Here is a 22,046-nt window from a genome sequence, read left to right as displayed (position 1 = left end):
ATCATACCTTCGGTAAGATTGTTGTCCCTTGATGTTTTCCGGGGGTTCAACATCGTACTGATGCTCCTCGTGAACAACATCGCACTGGACGTCTACACCCCCGACCAGCTCATGCATGGCCCCTGGAATCAGGGGATGCGAATCGCCGATCTGGTCTTTCCGTGGTTCCTCTTGTGTGTGGGGCTGAGCATCCCCTTCGCAGAGGCGGCGGCAGTAAAGCGAGGGTTTACCGAGCGGGATTTAGTGCGTCGCATCTGGAAGCGCGGGGCGGTGATTTTCTTCTGGGGGTTGGTGCTGAGCAGTGCGCTGGAGAAGAAACCGGTCTTCACTCTGGGCGTCCTTCAACTTATCGCGCTGGCATTCGTTGCGGGGTCATTCATTTGCCGTTTGCGCCCGCGGACGCAAGCCATCCTGTGCGGGGGATTACTCGTGGGTTACGGGCTGTTTGCCAGCCTCACACCGTTCCCCGGCGGCCCCGCGTTCGAGGAGGGAGCGAACGTCTTCAATTGGCTGAACTCACTGAGCTTCTTTGAGGTCACCCGCCTCAAAGGGTTAACATCGGTGATTCCGACCGCCCCGCTCGTGGTGATCGGCGCATGGGCGGCGGGGGTCGTGCGGCGCGAGGACTTAGATTTCCCAGAGAAGCTTCGGTGGCTGGTGACGCGTGGGGCGGCGCTGATGCTGGCGGGCGCACTGTGGAATTTCTGGTTGCCCTACAACAAGCCCGTTTGGACGCCATCTTACATCCTCATGTCGGGTGGGCTCGGGCTGGTCGTCCTGGCGGGGTTTTTCGCCTGGTTTGATGGATCGTGGGAGCGACATCGTTCTGCGCAGGCGGAGGGGGCGCGTGTCTGGGTGTACTTCGGCTCCAACGCCTTGCTTGCGTACGTCCTGCCCATTCTCGTGAAGCTGCTGTGGTTCAAAGCGTGGACGCTCCCGAGTCCATCGGGACGAGCCGAGATGCACGCAGCGGCCCTGGAGTGGCTGAAGTTGTGGTTCGGGCCGATCTGGGGCGGCAGCATGTACACTGCGGGGTACATCGGAGCGTTTTGGCTACTCTTCGCGTGGTTCTACCAGCGTAAGCTCTTCCTGAAGGCTTAGAGCTTCCAGTCGGACGCCGAGCCTTCCTCGATTTTCGAGAAGTACACCACGGTGACGGTGTGCGCGGGAGTTACGAACTCCTGGTAAACACGACCGAGCAAGCCGATCACATCGTCTTGGTTGCGAAACTCGGGGTTCTCTCGCTCGATATCGCGGGGTGACAGCTCCATGATGGGCTTGACTTCGACACGGTCAATGACGCCCGTGTAGAGCTTGCGCTTCGTTCCGTAGCGGGGGCCAACCGTAATCCAGATGATTTCGCCCGCGCGATACTTATCGCTTTTGTCGCCGAGTCGAATTGTTGCAGTCTTTCGCCCCTTGTGCAAAATGTCTTCGTAGATCTCGGAGTAGAAGTTAAGGGCTAGCATGTTGGGTCCGAAACTATTGTAGCCAACCGACGGTCGGATCTTCAGGTGTCTGACGGATGATTTGGGTAGTCGTTGCGATCTTGCTGTATGTTGCGATTCAGGTGGTGGCCGTCTTGGTCAGCATCCGGCCGTATCGCATTCCCATATTCCACTCGCCCGGAGCACTTGGCGCACCCCAGGAATCGGTCGAGTTTCAGAATCCGGACGGGATCATGCTGCGCGGGTGGTGGAGCGAGACTCCCGGTGCACTGGACGTGGTCATTCTTGTCCACGGCTACATGATGAACCGGTCCGAATCGGCCGCGGTGGCGCACTGGTTCTGGAAGCGCGGCTTCAGTACGCTGTGCATCGATCTGCGGGCCCACGGCCGAAGCGGAGGGAAGCGGTGCGGATTTGGCTGGCACGAGCGGGCCGATGTGGAGTCTGCGATCGACTGGGTGAAGGCGAAGGTGCCCGAAGGACGCGTGCTACTGTGGGGCTCAAGTATGGGCGCGGCGGCGTGTGCGTTTGCGACGCTCGATCGCCGAGGCGTAGTGCATGGGCTCATTCTTGACTCCGCGTTCTCGCGGCTGCTGGACGCGGTTTCGGGTTGGTGGGTGTTCGTCGGAGGCAAGTGGCTGTCGATTTTCTTGTGGCCAACCCCACTGGTGGCGCGGCTGATGCTCAAGTTCTCCCCGAAGGACGTCGATGTCGCCCACGCGCTCGAAGCGGCGGGGGAACTGCCCATTTTGCTCCTGCACGGGACCCACGATACGTTGGCCGATCCCAGCCAGGCGAGTCGAAACTTCAACGTTTTGGGTTCGCGGGGTGAACTTGTTTGGTTCGAAGGGTGCCAGCATGCCGAGGGTCGCTGGGTCCATCCGGAGCAGTATTACGCGGCGATGGACAAGTTTTTGACCGACTATTCTTTCCTACCGCAAGCATCTGCCGACGAACTTCAACCGTCTTAGCGTAGTCATACTTAAGAATGTGGAAGTTGCGGACAGCGTGGTCCGCGAGTTCCAAGAGACCTTTATGGAAACCACGCATCTACATTGGCAGTTGGGGCACTTGATGCTTCTGAGTCGAACCGCCCCCGACCACCTCGCCACGATCCTCGAACGGTTCTTCGCCTCTGAGCCCGATGTGCTGGAGGAACTCACCTTGTCGGCGGTCGCGCACGAGGACATCACCGTCACCGAAGCCGCGGGCGTGCTCCGGGTCTCGGAGGAAGAGGTCATCGGTCGCATGGTACGACTACGGCAACAGGGCCGAGGACAATGCGCCGTGCTGAGAGCCGACGACGACCATGGATTTGCCCGGCTCGCAGACTCGGGCTTGGCGGTCTGGGAACTCGTGCGGGAGCATCGACGCCTGGGCTCTTTTGGAGCGCTGCCTGAGCATTTCCCCTCCGTACGCGAAGCCGATCTGACCGCCGCGATTGCGTACGCAGACGCGAACTGCGAGGAGATCGAGGAACAGATCCGGCGCTACGAGGACCTGCGGGCGCTCCAGCGGGCGCAATTCTCCGATCAACCCTGACGGACTGACATAATGGGAGCATGGTGATGCTCTCTGGGGCGGCCCTCGCGGGCTTGCCGGAACCCCGTAGCGGCAAGGTCCGCGAGGTCTACGATCTGGGCAGCGAGGTTCTGATTGTGTCGACTGACCGCATCTCGGCGTTTGACGTGATCATGCAGACCGGGGTGCCCGACAAGGGGCGCATCCTGAACCAGATGTCACTTTTCTGGTTCGACCGCTTGCACGACATCTGCCCCAACCACGTCATCGCCTCCTCGGAGCGCGAGATCCGCGCGCGGGTGCCGCAGAGCGCAGAGCCTCTGATCGGGCGGACGACGATTGCCCGTAAGGCGACTCCGTTGCCCGTAGAGTGCGTCGTGCGGGGCTACATCACGGGCTCGCTTTACAAGGAGTATCGCGCGGGACAGACAGCGATTGCGGGATTGCCTCAGGGCCTACTTGACGGTTCCCGACTCGCGGATCCGATCTTCACCCCTTCAACCAAAGCGATGAGCGGACATGATGAGAACATCTCTTTTAACCAAATGGTTGATACAGTGGGGCGTGAGGTCGCGGAGCAGGCTCGGGATTGGACGCTGGAACTGTATATCCGGGCTCGCGACCACGCTGAAAGGCAAGGGCTGATTCTGGCCGATACCAAGTTTGAATTCGGTCTAACCGAGGATGGACTGATCCTGATCGATGAGGCGCTGACCCCCGACAGCTCGCGGTACTGGGAGGCCAGCCTTTGGAAACCCGGTGGAGCGCAGCCAAGCTTTGACAAGCAGTTCCTACGTGACTATCTGGAGTCGATCGGCTGGGCGAAAACTCCGCCCGGGCCAGAGCTGCCTGACCACGTCGTGAGTCAGACGCGCGCAAAGTACCTGGAGGCCTTCCGGCGGATCGTGGGCCGGGAGTTGGATGCGGCTACTCTATAACCTGCTGCTGACGCTGCTTTCGCCGCTTTGGGTGCCGTGGATGTTGATGCGCGCTCGTAGGCGTGCAGACGGGCCAGATTGGCAGGAGCGCACAGGGAATCTCCCTTTTTCGCTGCCTGCTTCCAAGCGGAGGGTGTGGTTCCACGCCGTGTCGGTTGGCGAGGTGGTCGCCGCGCTTCCGATTCTCAAGGCGCTGCGGGCCAACGCCAACCCCCCGGAGATTGTCCTGAGCGTGACGACTTCGAGCGGACACTCGACTGCGCAGTCGCAGGCCGCAGAGCTCTACGATCGACTCATTTACTTTCCGATTGATGTGCCGCGATTCGTCCTCGCTTCGCTCATGCGTGTGCGACCGAACGTGGTCGCCGTGATGGAGACGGAACTGTGGTTGAACTTCCTGTGCATGGCGAAGGACCTGGGCGCGAAGACTCTGCTGCTGAATGGGCGGATCTCGGACCGGGCGTACCCACGATCAATCAAGGTCCGGGGCTACTACCGTGCGCTATTTCAGAGCCTCGATCAGGCGCTGGTGCAGACGGAGGTCGATGCCCAGCGGATTCGGGACCTGGGTGCGCGCGAGGTGCGGGTCCTGGGAAATTGCAAGTTTGACCAAGGCGCGATGGTGCCACCGGGCGCGCGCGAGCAGTGGCGCGACATTCTTGGGTTACAGCCCGGGGAACGGGTCGTGGTGATCGGATCGACGCGGGGGACCGAGGACGAGGATTTCGTACTGGAGGCGCTGCGGAGCGTCGACCTGACCGGGGTGCGGATCGTGCATGCCCCGCGCCACCTGGAGGCGGCGGTTCAGCTGGCGGAGAAGACCCGCGCGCAGTTTGGCAAGGTCGCATTGCGGTCCAAGGGTGAACGGGGGCCGCAGTTGATCCTGGACACGTTTGGAGAACTGTCGGCTGCGTACTCCATTGCCGACGTGGCCATCATCGGTGGGGGCTTCGCGAACCTGGGCGGGCAGAATCTAATCCAGCCTCTGGCGGCCGGAGTGCCGGTGTTGCATGGCGTGCACATGCAGAATTTCGCCGAGGTCTCGGCGATGGCGGGAGCGGCAGGCTGTGCTCACGCGTGCGCGACTCCAGCAGAGTTGGCGAGCATGTTAACCAAATGGTTAAACGGTCCCGATGAACGGGCAGAACTCGGGGCTCGCGCCTCGGCGCTTGTGCAAGCGAACCTTGGTGCGAGTCAGCGGTACGCACAGGCGATCTTGGAGGCGCTCGGCAGCTAGACCGGCGGGCGTGGTTTGGCCATGCGCAAGCTGGTGAGGGGTCGCTTGTTTACGGGTGCGGTGCCGATGGGAACGGCCATCAGGTCGTAATCTGTCCCTTCCGTGACGGTCACATCCATGAACAGCCCTGGGGTGTGCTCGCCTTGGACGTAGACCCAGCCGTCGATTTCGGGCGCATCTCGATGCGAGCGGGCGGCGCTCCACCCGTCGCGTCCCTCTTCGATGAGCACTCGTAGGTTTCGGCCCTCCCACGCTCGGTTCTTCTCGCGGGAGATCACTTGCTGCAGCCGCATGAGCCTGTCGTAGCGATCCCGCTTCACCTTGGTCGGCACCTGACCGGGCATATCGTAGCTGGGGGTGCCGGGTTCGCGCGAGAAGAGGAACGCTCCGACCCGGTCGAGCCGAGCCTCACGGGTGAAATCGAGCAGAGCCTTGAACTCTTCCTCCGTCTCGCCGGGGAAGCCGACGATGTAGGTGGTTCGGATCGCGACGTCGGGCATCGCGTGGCGGACTTTCTCAAAAACTTGGAGGTAGCGTTCGCCTTCCCAGGGCCGCTTCATGCGGCGCAGGGTGTCAGGGTGGACGTGCTGCAACGGGATGTCGATGTAGGGCACGACCGATTTGAGCCCGGCCATCGCCTCGATCACCTCGTCAGTGAGGCGATTCGGATAAAAGTACAGCAGACGGGTCCACTCGATGCCATCGATCGCGTCGAGCTCTTTCAGGAGCGTCGGGAGCGTGAACTTGCGGTATAGGTCGTAGCCGTACTGGGTGACATCTTGGGCGATGAGGTTTATCTCGCGCGCTCCCGTGCGGGCGAGGTGCCGGGCCTCTTCCAGAACCCGTTCCATCGGCTTGCTTTGGTGCTTGCCGCGGAAACTCGGGATGGTGCAAAACGTGCACTGGTGGTCGCACCCCTCGCTCACCTTGAGATAGGCGGACCAAGGTCGCCCGGTGCGGGCTCGGGTGGTAACGTCGGCCCAGCGGTGGTGTGGCGGTTCAACTTCAAGAATTGGTGCCGAGGCGACGAGCGTGTTTGCGACGATCTCACTGAAGCGGCCCATCTGACCCACACCGATGTAGGCGTCCGCGCCGGGGGCCAGTCGGACGAGTTCTTCGCCCAGCCGCTGGGCGAGGCAGCCTGCGACGATCACCTTGCCGTGTCCCTTCGTCCGTACCGCCTTCTTGATCGCCTCGATCGATTCTTGCTTGCTGGACTCCAGGAATCCGCAGGTGTTGATGATCGTGACTTCGGGGTTGGCGGCAGATCCGTCCACTCCCATGCCGGACTGGCGGAGGACGCCCGCGATTTCCTCGCTATCGACCTCGTTCTTGGCGCATCCGAGGGTGATAATGCGCGCGTTCTTGGGTTTTTCCGGCATGAACTTGATTATGACCGGCCTCTAGCGTTGCGCAGGATGCGGCTGCATGCGCAAAATGGCCCATGTCTGCCGTGCTAGCACCCGACGAGCGACGCAATCTGCGGCGCGTGATTCTCGCTTCGTCCGCGGGGACGCTGATTGAGTGGTACGACTTCTATCTGTTCGGTGCGCTGGCGACGATCTTGGCGGCGAACTTCTTTCCGAAGGGGAATGAGACCGCGGCCTTTCTGAGCGTTTTGGCGACCTTCGGCGCGGGCTTCGTCGTGAGGCCCTTTGGGGCGCTGGTCTTCGGTCGGATGGGCGATCTCGTCGGGCGCAAAGTTACGTTCCTGCTCACGCTCGTGATGATGGGTGCGTCCACGTGCGTGATCGGCTTGCTGCCGACCTACGAGACGCTCGGGGTTGCCGCGCCGGTAGTGCTGGTGTTGTTGAGACTGCTCCAGGGTCTGGCGCTGGGGGGCGAATACGGCGGTGCGGCAACGTACGTCGCCGAGCACTCGCCTGTGGGGCAGCGGGGCCACTTCACGAGCTACATTCAGACGACGGCGACCTTGGGGTTGTTCGTCTCACTGGCGGTCATTCTCATCACGCGGGTGTCGCTGGGTGAAGCGGCCTTTGGGCAATGGGGTTGGCGCATCCCGTTCCTGCTGAGCGCGGTGCTGGTGTTTGTCAGCTACCTGATCCGGCGTCGCATGGAGGAGTCTCCTCTCTTCGCGGACATCAAGGCAGCCGGGACGACGAGCAAGAACCCGTTACGCGAGAGCTTTGTCCAGCCGGAGAACCGCCGCTTGGTGCTGCTCGCGCTGTTTGGGGCGACTGCGGGGCAGGGAGTGGTTTGGTACACCGGGCAGTTCTACGCTATGACGTTCCTGGAGAAGGTCATGATGATCCGCCCTATGACGGTCAACATGATCGTGGCGGTTGCTCTCTTGCTGGCGACGCCGCTCTTCGTGGTGTTTGGTCGGCTGTCTGACCGGGTCGGACGGCTGAAGATCATGATGTTCGGGTGCGCGCTGGCCGCTCTGCTCTACATTCCGATCTATCAAGCGATGCTGTTGCAGGTTGCGCCCGCAAAGATCGAAGTCGGTGTTGCGGGGACCGAATTCAAAGTGGATCGGGCCGTCGATCCGGTCACAAAACAGGTGATCGGGGTGGAGCAGAAGACCGAGCGATGGTCGAACGGCTTGGTGCGGACGACCAAGACGCCAGTGACCCCCGACGAGCCGCATCGTGCCTTGCCCAAGGAGAAAGCAAAGGTGGAGATTCAGCCACCACTCGCGGTTTGTATTACGCTGGGCGCACTGATTTTCATACAAGTTGTTTTCGTGACGATGGTGTACGGCCCCATTGCCGCGTTTCTCGTCGAGATGTTCCCGACACGCATCCGCTATACGTCCATGTCGCTGCCGTATCACCTCGGCAACGGGGTCTTCGGCGGGCTGGTGCCCGTCATCGCGACCTACCTGCAGACAAGCACGAAACAGAACCTAGCGGGACTGGGTTATCCGATCGCAATTGCCGTGATGACCTTGCTCGTGGGGACGTGTTTGATCCGGCACGACTCGGTGCATCCGGGGGACCCCGCATAAATGCGAGATTTGTAACGCGTGGCAAGCATCGGCGAACGATCTTGTCACATTTTCCTTGTCATCTGGTCCGGGTTTGCATTAAGATGGATACACAAATGTTCTGGCTGGGATGCAGCCAGCGTTGGTATTCGGCTTGAGGACCTTCAGCACCATGCTGTTCCTTTCTGGCAATTGCTCCTTTCATTGCCTCATCCGTTTTGCCTGCGCTTGGAAATGCTTCGGGCGGACGCTTGTACCATTCCCATAGCGTCCGAGTCTGCTGGATAGCGGATTCGGGCTTGAAGCCCGACTACTCTGGGGCATATAGCGCTTGGAGAGTATTTTGGGGTGAATTGAGCCCTGCGCGGCCAGTCTGCGTAGGGCCTTTCCTTGTCCGAAGGTATCCTTCACAGGGCCAGAGGCCCCCTGGAGAACCACACTACTCATGCCCACCCTCGTGATCGTCGGTGCCCAATGGGGCGATGAAGCTAAAGGAAAAATGGTCGATTGGCTGGGATCGGAATCCCACGTCGTCGTCCGCTACAGCGGTGGCAACAACGCCGGGCACACGGTCATCGTTGGGGATCAAGTTTACAAGTTTCACCTGCTCCCGGCGGGCATCTTGCACCCCGACTGCACCGCAGTCCTCGGCAGCGGCATGGTCATTTGCCCCCGAGGACTTCTCGAAGAGTACGACCGAACGGCGGCGATTTCGCAACCTCTCGGAACGCTGAAGATCAGCTCGGCTGCCCACGTTGTTTTTCCCTACCATCGGTTGCTGGACCAGTTGGAAGAGGAGGCTCGTGGCGCGAACAAGATCGGCACGACCTCGCGCGGGATCGGCCCGGCCTACCAAGACAAGGTCGCCCGCATCGGCATCCGGATGGGCGAGTTCGTCAATCCCGAGCATTTCCGCGAGCGGTTGCGCGATGTGATGGCGGTGAAGAACCGGCTGCTAGGGATGTTTGGGAGCGAGTCGCTGGATTTCGAGGAAGTCTATGCCGAATACAGCGCGTACGCCGACCGTCTACGGCCGTTCGTGTGCGACACGGACTGGGACTTGCAGGAGGCGGTCAAGCGTGGCGACCGGATCCTGTTCGAGGGGGCCCAAGGGACCTTCTTGGATCTGGATCACGGGACGTACCCGTACGTGACCAGCAGCCATCCGACGTCTGCGGGAGCTTGTCTGGGGACGGGCATCGGGCCGCGCGATATCCAAAACGTACTGGGGGTCTGCAAGGCGTACGCGACGCGCGTCGGGAGCGGGCCATTCCCTACGGAACTGGACGACGCGACCGGCGAGCAGATCCGGGCGCAGGGCCACGAGTACGGAACGACGACTGGACGTGGGCGGCGTTGCGGCTGGCTCGACTTGGTCGCGCTGCGGCAAAGCTGCCGGCTCAACTCAATGAGCGGCTTGATCGTCACGAGGCTGGACGTTTTGAGTGGCATTGGACCGCTGCAAGTGGCCACTGGCTACAAGCTTGATGGGGCCGATGTCCCGTTCTTGCCTGCGGACGTCGCGGACCTCGCCCGAGTCGAGGCGCAACTCCAGCCCATGGACGGTTGGGACGGCGATCTCCAGTCAGCGCGAAAGTTGGAGCACCTGCCGGAGGCGACTCGACGGTACTTGAGGTTCATCGAAGACTTCTGCGAGACTCCTATCGCGGTCCTGAGCGTCGGCCCGGATCGGGAACAAACCATTCTCCTGCGTCCCGACTTGATCTGGGGCCCGCAACCGGTCGCAGCGGCAGGGGTTTGAGTTACACTACGGTGGTGCCGCACGACCTAGACGACGATCGACTGAAGGAAGAGTGCGGCGTACTCGGACTCTTTACGCCGCATGACGAGGCGGCTCGTCTTGCATTCTTTGCCCTCTTTGCCCTACAGCATCGCGGCCAGGAGTCTGCCGGGATCGCGGTGAGCGACGGCGAGACGGTTCACATGGAGAAGGGGATGGGCCTGGTCAGCCAGGTCTTCAACGAAGAGACATTGGCACGCATGCCCGGGCACATCGCCATCGGTCACACTCGATACTCCACGAGCGGCGCAAGTGTTTTGCGCAATGCCCAGCCGATCTACTGCCAGAGCCTGGTGGGAGAGATCGCCGTCGCGCACAACGGTAACCTCATCAACGCGGGCGAAATCAGGGAGCAGTTGCTAGCCGATGGAATCGAACTGGAGACCACGGCGGACAGCGAGGTCATCGCGCGGCTCATCGTTCTGCACTTGGACCAAGGGCCGGAGCATGCAGTCGCGACGGTGATGCGATTGCTGAAAGGTGCTTACAGCGTGACCGTCCTGACACCTGATCGGATCATGGGCTTCCGCGATCCTAACGGGATTCGACCTCTGTCAGCAGGCACGCTCGGCGACGGCTACATGATCGCGAGCGAGTCGTGCGCTTTCAACCCGATTGGGGGGCAAGTGACGCATGAGCTTGGCCCCGGGGAAATGGTGATCATCGATGCGCAAGGGATGCGGTTTGCCCAAGGTGCTCCTCCCGTGCGCCCGGCAATGTGCCTCTTCGAATTCATCTACTTTGCGCGGCCCGACAGCCGCATGTACGGCGAATTGCTCTACAGCGTGCGCGGGCGGATGGGCGAGAATCTGGCTGAGGAACACGCCGTCGATGCCGATGTGGTGATCCCTGTGCCCGACTCCGGGATTCCGGCTGCGCTTGGCTACAGCCGGAAATCAGGAATCCCATTCTGCGAAGGGATGACCAAGAGTCGGTACATCCACCGCACGTTCATTCAGCCCGACCAGCGGATGCGCGAGCTCGGCGTGCGCATGAAGCTGACTCCCTTGGTCGATCACATCGCGGGGAAGCGAGTGATCCTCGTGGACGATTCGATCGTGCGCGCGACGACCACGAAGCAGATCGTGCGGATGCTCTTCGAGGCGGGTGCCAAGGAAGTCCATGTGCGGATCACCGCGCCGCCCATCAAACACCCGTGCTTCTACGGGATCGACATGGCGAGCAAGGGCGAACTGGCCGCAGCGATCATGACGATCGATGAGATTTGTACGCACATCGGGGCGAGTTCTTTAGGTTATCTGAGCATTCCGGGTGCGGTGCGGGCGGCCGGACGTGACGAGAATCACTTTTGTCTGGCTTGCTTCAGCGGCGAGTATCCGATCCCTGTTCCCGAGCAGATAACCAAGCTCGCGTTCGAGCAGCCACCCGATGTCGGACAGATCGCGACATTCCACAGTCGGTAAGATAACTCGAAGGATCGGGGCGGTGAACCGAAAATCCCATTAGCATGAAGCGTCGCACCAAGATCGTATGCACACTCGGCCCCGCGGTGGACTCCCAAGGGCACATCTCAAACCTGGTCGACGCGGGGATGAACGTCGCGCGGCTCAACTGCAGCCACGGCGATTGGAGCGCCAAACACCAGTGGGTGGACTGGATCCGGAAGCACGACACCGAGACGCGGCATATCGCTTTGCTGGCCGACCTTCAAGGCCCGAAGTTCCGCATCGGCACGTTTGAGGGGGGCGGGATCGATGTCCACGCCGGACAGTCCCTGACTGTGGGGCGCGAGCCGGGCTCGATCATCCAGGTGCCCGGCGATGAGATTTTCGAAGCGATGCAATCCGGCGCGCGCGTGCTCATGGGCGACGGCGACGTTGAGCTCAAGATCGGTTCCAGGTCGGGTGAGCAGTTTGAAGCCAAGGTCGTCAACGGCGGGCGGATCAAGTCGCGACAAGGAATTACCCTGGTGAATCGAGCGTTCGCCGTCCCTGCGCTCACCGACAAAGACCGCGAGGACGTGTACGAAGCGGCCAAGGCCAATGTCGACTTCATTGCGCTCAGCTACGTCCGGCATGCCGCGGATCTGCGCGAGCTGCGACGCTTGGTCGATCAGTACGATCCAAGCATCCGGTTGTGCGCAAAAATCGAGACGAAAGAGGCGCTTCGGGATATCGACGACATCTTGAAGGTGGCCGACCTGATTATGGTCGCACGCGGCGACCTCGGGTTGCAGATGGATCTGGAGGACGTGCCAATGGCTCAGAAGCACATCATTGCGCGCTGCAATCGCGCTGGCAAGCCGGTCATCACCGCCACCCAGATGCTGGAAAGCATGATTACCAACGCTCGGCCTACACGGGCCGAAGCCACCGATATCGCCAATGCGATCTTGGACGGCACCGACGCGGTGATGCTGAGCGGCGAAACTGCGGCGGGGGCCTACCCGATCGAAGCCGTGCGCACGATGCACCGCATCGCGGAAAAGGCTGAAGCCGCATTTGACCACGCCGAGCGTCTGCGAGAATGGCAGCCGACGGCACAAGGTGCCGAGCTCTTGACCGAGGCGGTCGCACACGGGGCCGTCCAGCTTGCTCAAACCGTCCGGGCCAAGGCGATCGTGACCACGAGCACGAGCGGTCTCACGCCGAGAATGGTGAGTCGGTTCCGGCCTAAGTGTCCCATCTACTGCGCCACTTGGAACGACCGAACGAAGGCCCACCTCAGCATCCAATGGGGCGTCGAGACCGTACGCGTCGATCTTCCGCCCTCAACCGATGAGGTCATGCACGCGGCGGTCAACGCCTTCATCCGGCACAAAAAACTAAAGGTTGGAGACACCATCATCGTGACCGCGGGGGTCCCTGCCGGGCAGGTCGGAAACACGAATCTGATTTACGTCGAAACCGTCAAATGAGTTGACGTTTGTCTGCTTTAACACCTATTCAACGATCCTAACAATGGAGGAACGATGAATGCCTAAATCCCACGATTTGCCGCCGGAGTTTGTGGCGCGCGAAGACTGGATCTCCCGTCGGGCCAAGCTGTTTCAGACGGGCGTGTTTCTTGACAAGGGCGTGACGATCACCCAGGAGACGCTGCAGACGCTAGAGGGTACGTTCAGAGACCCCGTCCCCGTGCTCATCGAACATGCTCGCTCACCGCTGGAACTCGGGTTCCTGACCCAGGTGAGTGCGGAAGGGGAGGAGCTCTTCGGGCTCGTCCAGCTCACGCCCGAGGCCAATGCGCTCATTGAGCGTTCGGGAGCGAAGTCGCTGTCCCTCGGCCTCTCAAACGACATGACGAACATCCGCGAGGTCAGCCTCGTCAGCGTGCCGCGCATCCCCGACGCCAAGCTTTTCTCTGCGGAGGACGTGTGGTTCACCGGCGGGCTCGAGAGTGTCGATTGGCAAGCCGAGTACGACCGAGCGCGCAAGCGCGGGAATGACTCGGAGACCGATCGACAGATTGACCAGTGGCTGAAGGAGGGGAAGTTGATCCCTTCGCAGGCCGCATTCGCCAAGGCACTGCTACGATCCGGTGATGCGGTCGAATTTGGTGGTCAGCCGACCGCCCTCCGTGATCTGCTCATCGCGATGATCGAGCGGCAGCCGCCCCATGCGGCGTTTCATGAGGTCGCTCCGGGCGCATCCGGTGCGCCTGCCACGGACCTTGACCCCGAGGAAGCCGCGTTCTATCGCCGGTACTTCCCCGAAATGGACTTGAACACGATCGCAAAGCGCAAGCGCGATCAACACTGAAGGAGGCCATATGGCTCAACTCACCCAAGGGTACGAGGCGTTCGAACGCCCCGGCCTCGTCGTCGCGTACAAGACTGCGGCGACTCGAATCTTTAAAGGGGCCCTCGTCGGGCTCAATACGTCGGGCTATGCTGTGCCGATGGCGCATGGGACCGCGTCGCTCAAGTTTGTGGGCGTGGCCAATGAGACGGTGGACAACCTTGCGGGCGCCGCCGGTGACAAACAGATCACGGTCACCAAGACCGGCTCGTTTGTCTTCAAGCCCGCGTCCGGCTTCTCACCGGCCGTCGCCGATCTCGGCAAGGAGGCCTATGTGAACACTGACTGGGAAGTCCAGGTGGTGACCACTGGCCTCACCAACAACTACAAGATCGGCACGCTCGTGGCGCTCGAAACCTCGTCGGCTGGATTCGCCGGGGTCCGCGTTCGCATCGACAATTATTCGGTTTAACCATTTGGTTAGACTCAAGGAGGGTCTATGGCTCTTACTAGAAGTGACATCCCCGACCTGCTATTGCCAGGTTTGAGGGCAGAGTTTGAATCGGCGTACCGCAGTGAAGTGGACGAGAGCATCGCCCAGCGGATCGCCACTGTGATCCACACTTCGACTCCGGTGCAAAAGTATGCGTGGCTGGGTTCGACCCCGCCGATGCGCGAGTTCGTGGACGAACGTCGTCCTTCCGGACTCAGTGCGTACGCGGTCAGCATCGAGGACAAGGTCTTCGAATCGACCATTGCGGTTGAGCGAAAGGCGATTGAGGACGATCAGATTGATCTGATCCGACTGCGGATTCGGGATCTGGCATACCGCGTGGCGCAGCATCGGCATCACATGGTCATCCAAGCGCTGGTTTCAGGGTTCGACGCAGCGGGCTACGATGGAGTGTCGCTGTTCTCGGGTCAGCACCCGGTGGGTGGAAGCACTTGGTCCAATAGGACCAGTTTGGCGCTCTCCACCAATGCGCTCGCCGACGCTATTAACCAGATGATGACGGTTCCGGACGACCAGGGAATTCCGCTGGGGATCGTGCCCGATACGCTCGTTGTTGGTCCAAAGCTCCAGTGGCTAGCGTCGGAGATCGTGGACAGCCCGGTAGTGGTGTACAAGGGTAACGCTACCGACACCGCAAGCGCGACCAACTATCTGAATGCGTTCCAGGGGAAGGTCAAGGTCGTTGTTTCGCCCTATCTGACGGGAGGCGCCGACGACTACTGGTACTTGCTTGATACAAAACGTCCGATTCGTGCGGTGATCTTGCAGCAGCGGTCCGATGTGCCCGTGGAGTTTGCAGCACTGGACGCCAGTTCCAAAAGCGAGTCGGCGTTCATGCGCGATCGTTTCTTGTACGGAGTTCGGGCGCGGTACAACGTTGGGCTGGGCCTCTGGCAAACCGCATTCGGAGGACAGATTTGATGCGCGGCCTATGGGATCGGATCTGTCGAGGTGCCTCGGGAAGCGCCTGGTCGGCGGTGGCTCAGGCGGTGGCCCAGCTTCAGGCCGTTGAGCGATCGGCCACGGACCTCGCCGCCACGGCCCGAAACGACCCGGAGGTGCAAGCGAAGCTCGCGGCCCTCCGGCGAGAGTTGGAGACGCTGCGTGCAAGGACGATGGCGCTGGCGCGGGCGTTAGGGGTCGCGCTATGAGCAAAGACCTGTGGCTGTTTCTTGGTGCGGTGGTGAGCGCGACATTCGCCATCGCACGTCTGAGTCTCATTCAGCAGCGTGCCTCCGCCGAGCAGATGATGGAGTTCCTGGACCGGCTCGTGGAGCGTCAGGGACACCAGTACGATCGTTTGGGGGCGGCGCTGGAGTCGCTTCAGGCGGGCATGGTGGAAGTGAATGTGGTTCTACGCCGATGGGCCGACGCGATGCGCGCACAATTCTCGTCCGGAGGTGACCCGTGGGAGTCTCCGTAAGCGTTGCCGCAGTCCAGCAGCGGCTCTCGCTTGAGTCCGCCGAGTACGTGAGCGAGATCAATGGACTGATCAGTGCTTGGGTCCCGGTGTTGAACTACGCCATCGAGCCCGTCTATGTGGCGGACACGGGGAACTCGGGGCTGCAGTCGACCCTGAACTTGGCAGCTCTTGAACTCGTGACCGCCGACATGCTCGCGGTGCTGATCCGGGTTCCTGGGCTCTTTGACGGAATGAACGTGGGTGCGCTACAGGTCACCGCGAAGGACCTTCACGACGATGTCCGCGCGATGCGCGAGCAAGGTTGGGCACGATTGTCGCCCTTCTTGCGCGCCGATCCAGAATTCGCTCGGACGGCCGCAGTGCTCATGGCCAAGGACAAGCAAGGGGCGGTGGCCCCATGAGCGCGGTGCAACGGCGGTTCAAAAAGGTGATCGAGCAGCACGGCGAGTCGATCACTGTGGGAGGACAGCCCGCCACTGCGGTGGCGGTGCCGATCTCGACCTCGCAAGCGCGTATCTACTTGCCTGACTCCGAGTTGGGAGTCACGACGAGCCGCCCGTTCATGACGGTGTACGTCCCGGAGGGGAGTCCGGGCAGTCCCGGCGATACCCTCGACATTGATGGGTTGGCGTACGCCGTTCAGCGTGTGGTGGACCTGCGCTACCGTGGAGAAACGGTCATGAAGATCCTTGTCGCCGTATGACGCAACTCCCAGGAGGTTCAGATTCTTAAGAATTTCGGCCTATTCTCTTGAGAAACTCAACCCTCTGTGCCAGCAACGGCGTAATACTCAACATGGAGGCACGATGAAATCTTATCAACATCGACCGATTCCTAGTAAGGACCCGATCTCTGGAAAGCCGCTCGCGATCACCGAGCTGCAGACCATCGACGGGGATGTGACGATTCGGTCCCGGTTCGACATCCCGCGGATGTTGCAGCTTGACGAGGAGCAATACCATCTTCTCGAAACGTTTCTGCGATGTCGCGGCGTGATCAATGCCGTAGAGCGCGAATTGGGCCTGAGCTATCCGACCGTCAAGGCGCGATTGGACGCGCTGCTCCAATCGTTGGAGTTGACCCCTGTCGAGAAGCCCGAGAAGAGCCCGAACCCGGAGAAGTTGCACGTGATCGAGGCGTTGGAGCGGGGCGAAATCACCGCTCAAGAGGCGAAAGAGCGCCTGCGTGGAGTGAGTTCATGAACAAAGAAGAAGTACGACGCATTATGAAACTGGTCCAGGAGGGCAAGCTCTCGCCCGAGGATGCCGCCGAGCTCATGGAGGCCTTCGACGGCACCAGCGACGGAGCCGCCGAATCGACTGAGCAGACCACGAACACGACGCCTCCACCGCTGCCAAACGACGCCAAGGATCCTTTTGCCGGGATCATCGAATCGATCGAGAAGATTGGTAAAGAGGTCGCGAAGTCGGTCAACTGGCAAGACGTCGCGTCGCAGGTGAAGACCGGCGTGACCAAAGGCCAAGAGGCAATCAAGCATGCGGTCGAAGGCGTGAAGCAAGGGCGCATTAGCTTTGATATCTTTGGCGCGACCGAACGCAAAGACGTCGAGCTGGAGTTCGAGGTTGCCGAGGGAGGGCTCGTGAAAGTCGAAAACCGCGTGGGCGATGTCCGCGTGATCGGTGGGGCCGAGAAGACCAAGCTCATCGCCCGTGCCAAGGTGCGCGGAGGAGTGGCCGAGGAGGCTAAGAAGCGAGCCGAAGAGTATTCGCCGGTCATTGAGCAGAACGATGGATCGGTCACGATCCGCCACCCGGACAGCTCCGACATCACAGCGGATTTGGAGATTCATCTCGCGGTGAAGGCACATGTGGACGTCCGCGGACAGGTCGGTTCGATCGACGTGGACGGGACGCACGGACCTTGCCGAGTCGCCAGCAACAGCGGTGACGTCAAGATCAGCGGCGTCGAGGGCGCGGTCGAAGTCACGACTTCGCACGGAGACGTATTTCTCAAAGACGTGACCGGCACTACGGTGGTGGTCGAGGACAAGAGCGGCAGTGTCAAGCTGGAAAACGTGACTGGAGCTTTGAACCTACGCACGGCGTCCGGAGATCTCTCGCTTGTGAACTGCTCTGGTAGCTCGATCAGCCTGGAGGCCGTGTCGGGAGACATCTCGATGGACCTGAGCACTCCGATCTCAGGGACGGTGACGGTCCGGTCGGTCCAAGGGAACGCGTCGATCGGCATCGCGGACGGCTCGGACGTGCGGGTGACTCTGTCTACCCTGCGCGGGACCGTCGATTGTGTGTTGGACATGCAGGACGTCCAGCGCGATCAGCGCCGTATCACCGGGACGCTCGGTGAAGGTACGGGGACGCTCGACGTAAGCGCAATCACCGGCGACATCACTGTTCGTCAGCGCATCCACAGCGCTTGATGCGCTACCTGGGGGGCGGGAAACTGCCCCCCGGGATACACTTCGGCCATGAGATGGTGGCTGATGAAATCCGAGCCCGATACCTACTCTATCGACGACCTTGAGCGCGATGGGGTGAACATGTGGGAGGGGTGTCGGAACTACACGGTCCGGAACTTCTTCCGCGACCAGTTTCAGCCAGGCGATCTCGCCTTTTTCTACCACTCCAACCTCGCTCCGACTGGCATCGTGGGGGTGATGGAGATCGTGCGGGGCGGATACCCCGATCCCACGCAGTTCGATCCCACGAGCGAGTACTACGACCCTAAAGCTCCGCCCGACGGTTCGCGCTGGATGGTCGTTGACGTGAAGTTCGTGAAGAAGTTTCCGCGGGTCATATCCCTTGCCGAGATCAAAGCGACGCCTGAGCTGGCAGCGATGCTGGTGGTTCAGCGTGGCCAGCGTTTGAGCGTGATGCCGGTGACCGAAGACGAGTGGCGCAAGGTCGAAAAATTGGCGGAGGCCCCGCCGAAGAACGGCTGAGCCTCCTGAGTTTGCGGTTCCTCTGAGAGATCAGGGGAAGATGCCGCGCTTCATCGTCGCGTCGGAAACCCGCTTGACACCGATCATGAGCGCTGCGGTGCGCATATCGGTCTTGTGGGTCGCCATCATGCTGTGCACGTCGTGGTACGACCGGCGCATGATTCGCTCGAGGTTTTGATTCACGGTGCCTTCGTCCCAGAAGAAGTTCTGGAGGTCTTGCACCCACTCGAAGTAGCTGACGATGACGCCACCAGCGTTGGCCAAGATATCGGGAACTACGAAGACGCCCTTATCCGAGAAGATGTGATCTGCATCGGGAGTCGTGGGGCCGTTGGCACCCTCGACGATCAGCCGCGCCTTGATCTTGCCCGCGTTGTCCTTGTGGATTTGCTGCGAGATTGCAGCCGGGATCAGGACATCGCAATCCAGCTCAAGGAGTTCCTCGTTGCTGACCTGCTCGGCATCGGTGAATTCGCGAATGCCGCCTTCCTTGCCGTTGTACCGGTGGTACAGATCGTCGATCGGCAGGCCCTTGGGATTGTAGATACCGCCGCGGGCATCGCTGACACCGACCACGATCGCGCCGCGCTCGGCTGCGAGTTTTGCCGCGACCGCACCGACATTGCCGAAGCCCTGCACGACGATTCGGGCACCTCCCAGGTCCATATTCATTTGCTTGGCAGCCTCTTCGGCAGCGACGATGACGCCGCGACCGGTGGCTTCGACGCGTCCTTCCGAACCGCCGAGTTCTATGGGCTTGCCCGTGACGATACCGGGGACTGTGTAGCCATGCTGCATGGACGAGGTGTCCATGATCCATGCCATGACTTGGGGATTGGTGCCTATGTCGGGGGCGGGGATATCGCCGCGCTCACCGATCACGATGTTGATTTCGGTCGCGAAGCGGCGCGTGAGCTTCTCCAACTCTCGAATCGACAGGCGCTTGGTATCGACTTTCACCGATCCTTTGGCACCGCCATAGGGGAGATTGGCGACTGCGCACTTCCAAGTCATCCACATGGCCAGGGCAGTCGTTTCTTCGACGTCCACGTCGGGATGGTAGCGAATACCGCCCTTCGTAGGACCTCGGGTCAAGTTGTGTTGAACTCGATATCCCTCAAAAACTTCGACTTCGCCACTGTCCAGCACGACCGGAAAATTAACGATCAGCTGTCGCTTCGGGCGGGCCAAAACATCTCGGAGGCCCGAGTCAAGATCTAAGAGCTCAGCGGCAACCGAGAGTTGCTCGCGAGCCATCTCTAATACTGATTTTCCACTCATAGATCAAACCTTCTTCGGCTTGCCCACGTTCCTGGTGACCAGGTACACGGGCAGGGCGAGCACGCCGTTGTAAATCGCCATAGATATTGTATCTTTTAGGAACTCGCCGATGCCGGGGGGCGCGGCTCCAAACATGAACGCGATTCGGGCAACGATCGTCGTGGCCATGACCGTAAGCGCGGTCAGGACCGGACCAAACTCCAGTCCGGATTGCCGGGAGAGCGAGACGACGAACCCGGTGATGCTGCGACTGAGTATGTAGTGGGTGGTATTCGCCCCCGCCATTGCGCCTTGCACGAGCCCGGCGAAGAATCCCAGCCCTGCCCCTGCGGACGGTCGCGTGCGAAGCGCAAAGCAACCCAGGAACACGAGCAGAAAGTCTGGGCGAATGCCCCAGAGGTTCAGGCTCGGCGCCAGCCCGAACTGCAGGATGGCTGCGCCGATCATCCAAACTACGATTCCCAGCGGCCCGCTCATTTCAGGACAAACACCTCGCGGGATTCACCGAGCCGAGTCATAGCGGCCACGCTTACTTTGCGGCTGCCGTAATCCTCGTCTTTTCGGACCTCGGTGACGCGCCCGATCGGGATACCGCGGGGGGTCTTGTCCGAATAGCCGCTTGTGACAACCAGATCGCCAGGCTCAATCTCTGCCGAAGTCTCGACGAACTCAAGCACCAGCCGCTCTCCGCCTTCACCCCGGAGCAAACCGGCGATGGCGGGTGCGGTGGGGTCGTTGCGGCTGAGGACCATCGCACCGACGCGGAGTTGGAACGAGCTGATGAGGTCGATCTGGCAAGCATTGGCACTCACGGCATCTACGACGCCGAGCAGACCCGTCCCGGTGATGACCGGCATGCGTCGTTCGATGCCTTGTTTGGAACCTACATTGAGCGTCATCCGCAGTTCGGTGGGGAAGTAGCCGGTGACGACGGCGGGAACCCGAGTCTTGCCGACGGTGGGAGGGAGCTTCAGAAGCGCGTTGAGCGACTCGATCTGATCTTCGAGTTCCGTTACCCGCTCGTTGTATAGATCGGCAGCCGCCTTGGATTGGCGAAGATTGGTGACTTCAGCGCGGAGGGCACCAGCGCGAAAAACGCTGGAGGTCCAATCTGACATTCCGATCAGGCTGGATCGCATCCACGAGGAGGGGCCACCGACCAGGGCTTGAACAGAACTTGAAAAAGGGTCGATTCGGCCCGCACTGCGCGCCGAATTCTGCACACGGCCGAGCAATATCCCGAGCAGAATACACACCCCCAGCCAGGCGAAATCTGAGAGTTTTGTTCGATCTAACCTTTCGATGCTTTCTCCAGCATGCGCCGAATCCTAGGGCTATCGTGGACTAGCTCCAGCATTTTGCCCGTGCCGATGACGACGCAGTCGAGGGGATTGGGTGCGATGTGCACGGGCATTCCCGTTTCCAAGGAGATGAGCGTATCGAGTCCTCGGAGAAGGGCCCCACCTCCTGCGAGCATGATGCCGCTGTTCATGGCATCAGCGGCGAGCTCGGGGGGAGTCGCTTCCAAGGTCAGCTTGATCGCTTCGACGATGATGCTGACGGGCTCTGCGATGGCTGCGCGAACCTCTTCGCTGCTGATGGTCGCGCTGCGCGGCAGTCCGCTCACCAAGTCGCGACCCTTGATGCTCATCGTCAATTCTTGCTCAAGCTTGTAGGCGCTGCCGATCTCCATCTTCACCTGTTCCGCGGTTCGTTCGCCGATGAAGAGGTTGTAGGCCCTGCGCACGTAGCTGACGATGGACTCGTCGAGTTCATCTCCCGCCACGCGGACGGATCGAGAGTGCACGATGCCAGCGAGCGAGATCACGGCGACTTCAGTCGTGCCGCCGCCGATGTCCACGATCATGTTCCCAATCGGCTCTTCGATGGGCATGCCCGCGCCGATCGCCGCCGCCATGGGCTCTTCGATGACGTACGCTCGGTATGCGCCAGACTTCTTGGCCGCTTCGATGACCGCCAGCCGTTCGACTTCGGTGACGCCACTGGGGATGCCGACGACGACGGTGACGAAGAAGGCGGGTCGCCGGGCCGCGCGCTTGATGAACTCGCGCAGCATGTACTCGGTGCTGTCGTAATCGGCGATGACGCCATCGCGGAGCGGGCGTGATGCGACGATGTAGGCGGGGGTTCGACCGAGCATCCGCTTGGCCTCTTCGCCGACGGCGAGCAGTTCCTTGGTGTCCTTGTTGATGGCGACGACGCTGGGTTCGCGCAGGATGATGCCGCGTCCGCCCAAATGGACAAGCGTGTTGGCGGTGCCGAGGTCAATTCCGACATCGCGCCGCATTCCC

Annotated in this window: 25 protein-coding genes; 19 read left to right on the top strand and 6 right to left on the bottom strand. The window is 61.1% G+C overall.

Going from position 1 to position 22,046, the window contains the following annotated elements; genetic code table 11:
• Positions 1-21: 21 nt before the first annotated feature.
• A complete protein-coding gene (locus JNM85_01405; GenBank protein ID MBL8086709.1) occupies positions 22-1,101 on the top strand; it encodes a DUF5009 domain-containing protein in 1,080 nt (359 codons plus the stop codon).
• Here the strand turns inward: JNM85_01405 and JNM85_01400 are convergent.
• Positions 1,098-1,469, bottom strand: a complete 372-nt coding sequence (locus JNM85_01400) for an RNA-binding protein (protein MBL8086708.1) — start codon at positions 1,467-1,469, stop codon at positions 1,098-1,100. The two genes, JNM85_01405 and JNM85_01400, sit on opposite strands and share 4 nt — an antisense overlap.
• A gap of 56 nt (positions 1,470-1,525) precedes the next feature.
• On the opposite strand from JNM85_01400, the gene JNM85_01395 reads away from it, so the two are divergent.
• The 4 genes from JNM85_01395 to JNM85_01380 are packed head-to-tail and all read left to right on the top strand — an operon-like array spanning position 1,526 to position 5,144.
• Positions 1,526-2,419, top strand: coding sequence for an alpha/beta fold hydrolase (locus tag JNM85_01395; protein ID MBL8086707.1), 894 nt, complete (start codon positions 1,526-1,528; stop codon positions 2,417-2,419).
• Between the two features lie 19 nt (positions 2,420-2,438).
• Positions 2,439-2,990 carry a hypothetical protein gene (locus tag JNM85_01390; GenBank protein ID MBL8086706.1) on the top strand — a complete coding sequence of 184 codons (552 nt, stop codon included), beginning with the start codon at positions 2,439-2,441 and terminating at the stop codon, positions 2,988-2,990.
• Between the two features lie 20 nt (positions 2,991-3,010).
• Positions 3,011-3,907, top strand: coding sequence for a phosphoribosylaminoimidazolesuccinocarboxamide synthase (locus tag JNM85_01385; GenBank protein ID MBL8086705.1), 897 nt, complete (start codon positions 3,011-3,013; stop codon positions 3,905-3,907).
• Positions 3,891-5,144 (top strand): hypothetical protein, encoded by a 1,254-nt coding sequence (locus JNM85_01380; GenBank protein ID MBL8086704.1) that lies wholly within the window; start codon positions 3,891-3,893, stop codon positions 5,142-5,144. Before JNM85_01385 ends, JNM85_01380 begins: the two co-directional genes overlap by 17 nt.
• Here the strand turns inward: JNM85_01380 and rimO are convergent.
• Positions 5,141-6,526, bottom strand: coding sequence for a 30S ribosomal protein S12 methylthiotransferase RimO (rimO, locus tag JNM85_01375; protein MBL8086703.1), 1,386 nt, complete (start codon positions 6,524-6,526; stop codon positions 5,141-5,143). The genes JNM85_01380 and rimO overlap by 4 nt on opposite strands.
• Positions 6,527-6,588: 62 nt before the next feature.
• Here rimO and JNM85_01370 point away from each other — a divergent pair, with 62 nt between their 5' ends.
• The 14 genes from JNM85_01370 to JNM85_01305 all read left to right on the top strand — a co-directional run bounded on the left by JNM85_01370 (position 6,589) and on the right by JNM85_01305 (position 18,453).
• Positions 6,589-8,115: an MFS transporter gene (locus JNM85_01370; GenBank protein MBL8086702.1), complete on the top strand. Its 1,527-nt coding sequence runs from the start codon at positions 6,589-6,591 to the stop codon at positions 8,113-8,115.
• 424 nt (positions 8,116-8,539) lie between these two features.
• A complete protein-coding gene (locus JNM85_01365; protein MBL8086701.1) occupies positions 8,540-9,856 on the top strand; it encodes an adenylosuccinate synthase in 1,317 nt (438 codons plus the stop codon).
• Positions 9,853-11,319 (top strand): amidophosphoribosyltransferase, encoded by a 1,467-nt coding sequence (gene purF / locus JNM85_01360; protein MBL8086700.1) that lies wholly within the window; start codon positions 9,853-9,855, stop codon positions 11,317-11,319. Before JNM85_01365 ends, purF begins: the two co-directional genes overlap by 4 nt.
• A gap of 44 nt (positions 11,320-11,363) precedes the next feature.
• A complete protein-coding gene (pyk, locus tag JNM85_01355; GenBank protein MBL8086699.1) occupies positions 11,364-12,773 on the top strand; it encodes a pyruvate kinase in 1,410 nt (469 codons plus the stop codon).
• 58 nt (positions 12,774-12,831) lie between these two features.
• Entirely contained in the window at positions 12,832-13,617 is a 786-nt protein-coding gene (locus JNM85_01350; protein MBL8086698.1) for a hypothetical protein, read from the top strand.
• Between the two features lie 10 nt (positions 13,618-13,627).
• Entirely contained in the window at positions 13,628-14,068 is a 441-nt protein-coding gene (locus JNM85_01345; GenBank protein MBL8086697.1) for a hypothetical protein, read from the top strand.
• A 27-nt stretch (positions 14,069-14,095) separates the two neighbouring features.
• On the top strand, positions 14,096-15,031 hold the full coding sequence (locus tag JNM85_01340; GenBank protein MBL8086696.1) for a Mu-like prophage major head subunit gpT family protein: 936 nt from the start codon (positions 14,096-14,098) through the stop codon (positions 15,029-15,031).
• A complete protein-coding gene (locus tag JNM85_01335; protein MBL8086695.1) occupies positions 15,031-15,261 on the top strand; it encodes a hypothetical protein in 231 nt (76 codons plus the stop codon). Before JNM85_01340 ends, JNM85_01335 begins: the two co-directional genes overlap by 1 nt.
• A complete protein-coding gene (locus tag JNM85_01330; protein ID MBL8086694.1) occupies positions 15,258-15,533 on the top strand; it encodes a hypothetical protein in 276 nt (91 codons plus the stop codon). Before JNM85_01335 ends, JNM85_01330 begins: the two co-directional genes overlap by 4 nt.
• Complete coding sequence (locus JNM85_01325; protein MBL8086693.1) at positions 15,518-15,934, top strand: hypothetical protein; 417 nt, start codon at positions 15,518-15,520, stop codon at positions 15,932-15,934. The genes JNM85_01330 and JNM85_01325 overlap by 16 nt, the downstream gene beginning before the upstream one ends.
• Positions 15,931-16,236, top strand: a complete 306-nt coding sequence (locus JNM85_01320; protein ID MBL8086692.1) for a hypothetical protein — start codon at positions 15,931-15,933, stop codon at positions 16,234-16,236. Before JNM85_01325 ends, JNM85_01320 begins: the two co-directional genes overlap by 4 nt.
• Before the next feature lie 103 nt (positions 16,237-16,339).
• Entirely contained in the window at positions 16,340-16,735 is a 396-nt protein-coding gene (locus JNM85_01315; protein MBL8086691.1) for a DUF2089 domain-containing protein, read from the top strand.
• On the top strand, positions 16,732-17,931 hold the full coding sequence (locus JNM85_01310) for a DUF4097 family beta strand repeat protein (GenBank protein ID MBL8086690.1): 1,200 nt from the start codon (positions 16,732-16,734) through the stop codon (positions 17,929-17,931). The genes JNM85_01315 and JNM85_01310 overlap by 4 nt, the downstream gene beginning before the upstream one ends.
• 48 nt (positions 17,932-17,979) lie before the next feature.
• Positions 17,980-18,453, top strand: coding sequence for an EVE domain-containing protein (locus JNM85_01305; GenBank protein MBL8086689.1), 474 nt, complete (start codon positions 17,980-17,982; stop codon positions 18,451-18,453).
• Between the two features lie 30 nt (positions 18,454-18,483).
• Here JNM85_01305 and JNM85_01300 read toward each other — a convergent pair whose 3' ends face one another.
• The 4 genes from JNM85_01300 to JNM85_01285 form a co-directional block, all read right to left on the bottom strand.
• Entirely contained in the window at positions 18,484-19,734 is a 1,251-nt protein-coding gene (locus tag JNM85_01300; protein MBL8086688.1) for a Glu/Leu/Phe/Val dehydrogenase, read from the bottom strand.
• A gap of 3 nt (positions 19,735-19,737) precedes the next feature.
• Positions 19,738-20,211, bottom strand: a complete 474-nt coding sequence (gene mreD, locus JNM85_01295; protein ID MBL8086687.1) for a rod shape-determining protein MreD — start codon at positions 20,209-20,211, stop codon at positions 19,738-19,740.
• Positions 20,208-20,873 (bottom strand): rod shape-determining protein MreC, encoded by a 666-nt coding sequence (locus tag JNM85_01290; GenBank protein MBL8086686.1) that lies wholly within the window; start codon positions 20,871-20,873, stop codon positions 20,208-20,210. Before JNM85_01290 ends, mreD begins: the two co-directional genes overlap by 4 nt.
• Positions 20,874-21,025: 152 nt before the next feature.
• On the bottom strand, positions 21,026-22,042 hold the full coding sequence (locus tag JNM85_01285; protein ID MBL8086685.1) for a rod shape-determining protein: 1,017 nt from the start codon (positions 22,040-22,042) through the stop codon (positions 21,026-21,028).
• Positions 22,043-22,046 lie beyond the last annotated feature (4 nt).

This window comes from Chthonomonas sp., from assembly GCA_016788115.1.
Taxonomy (GTDB): Bacteria; Armatimonadota; Fimbriimonadia; order Fimbriimonadales; family Fimbriimonadaceae; genus UBA2391.
This window is presented reverse-complemented; position numbering and strand designations above follow the sequence as displayed.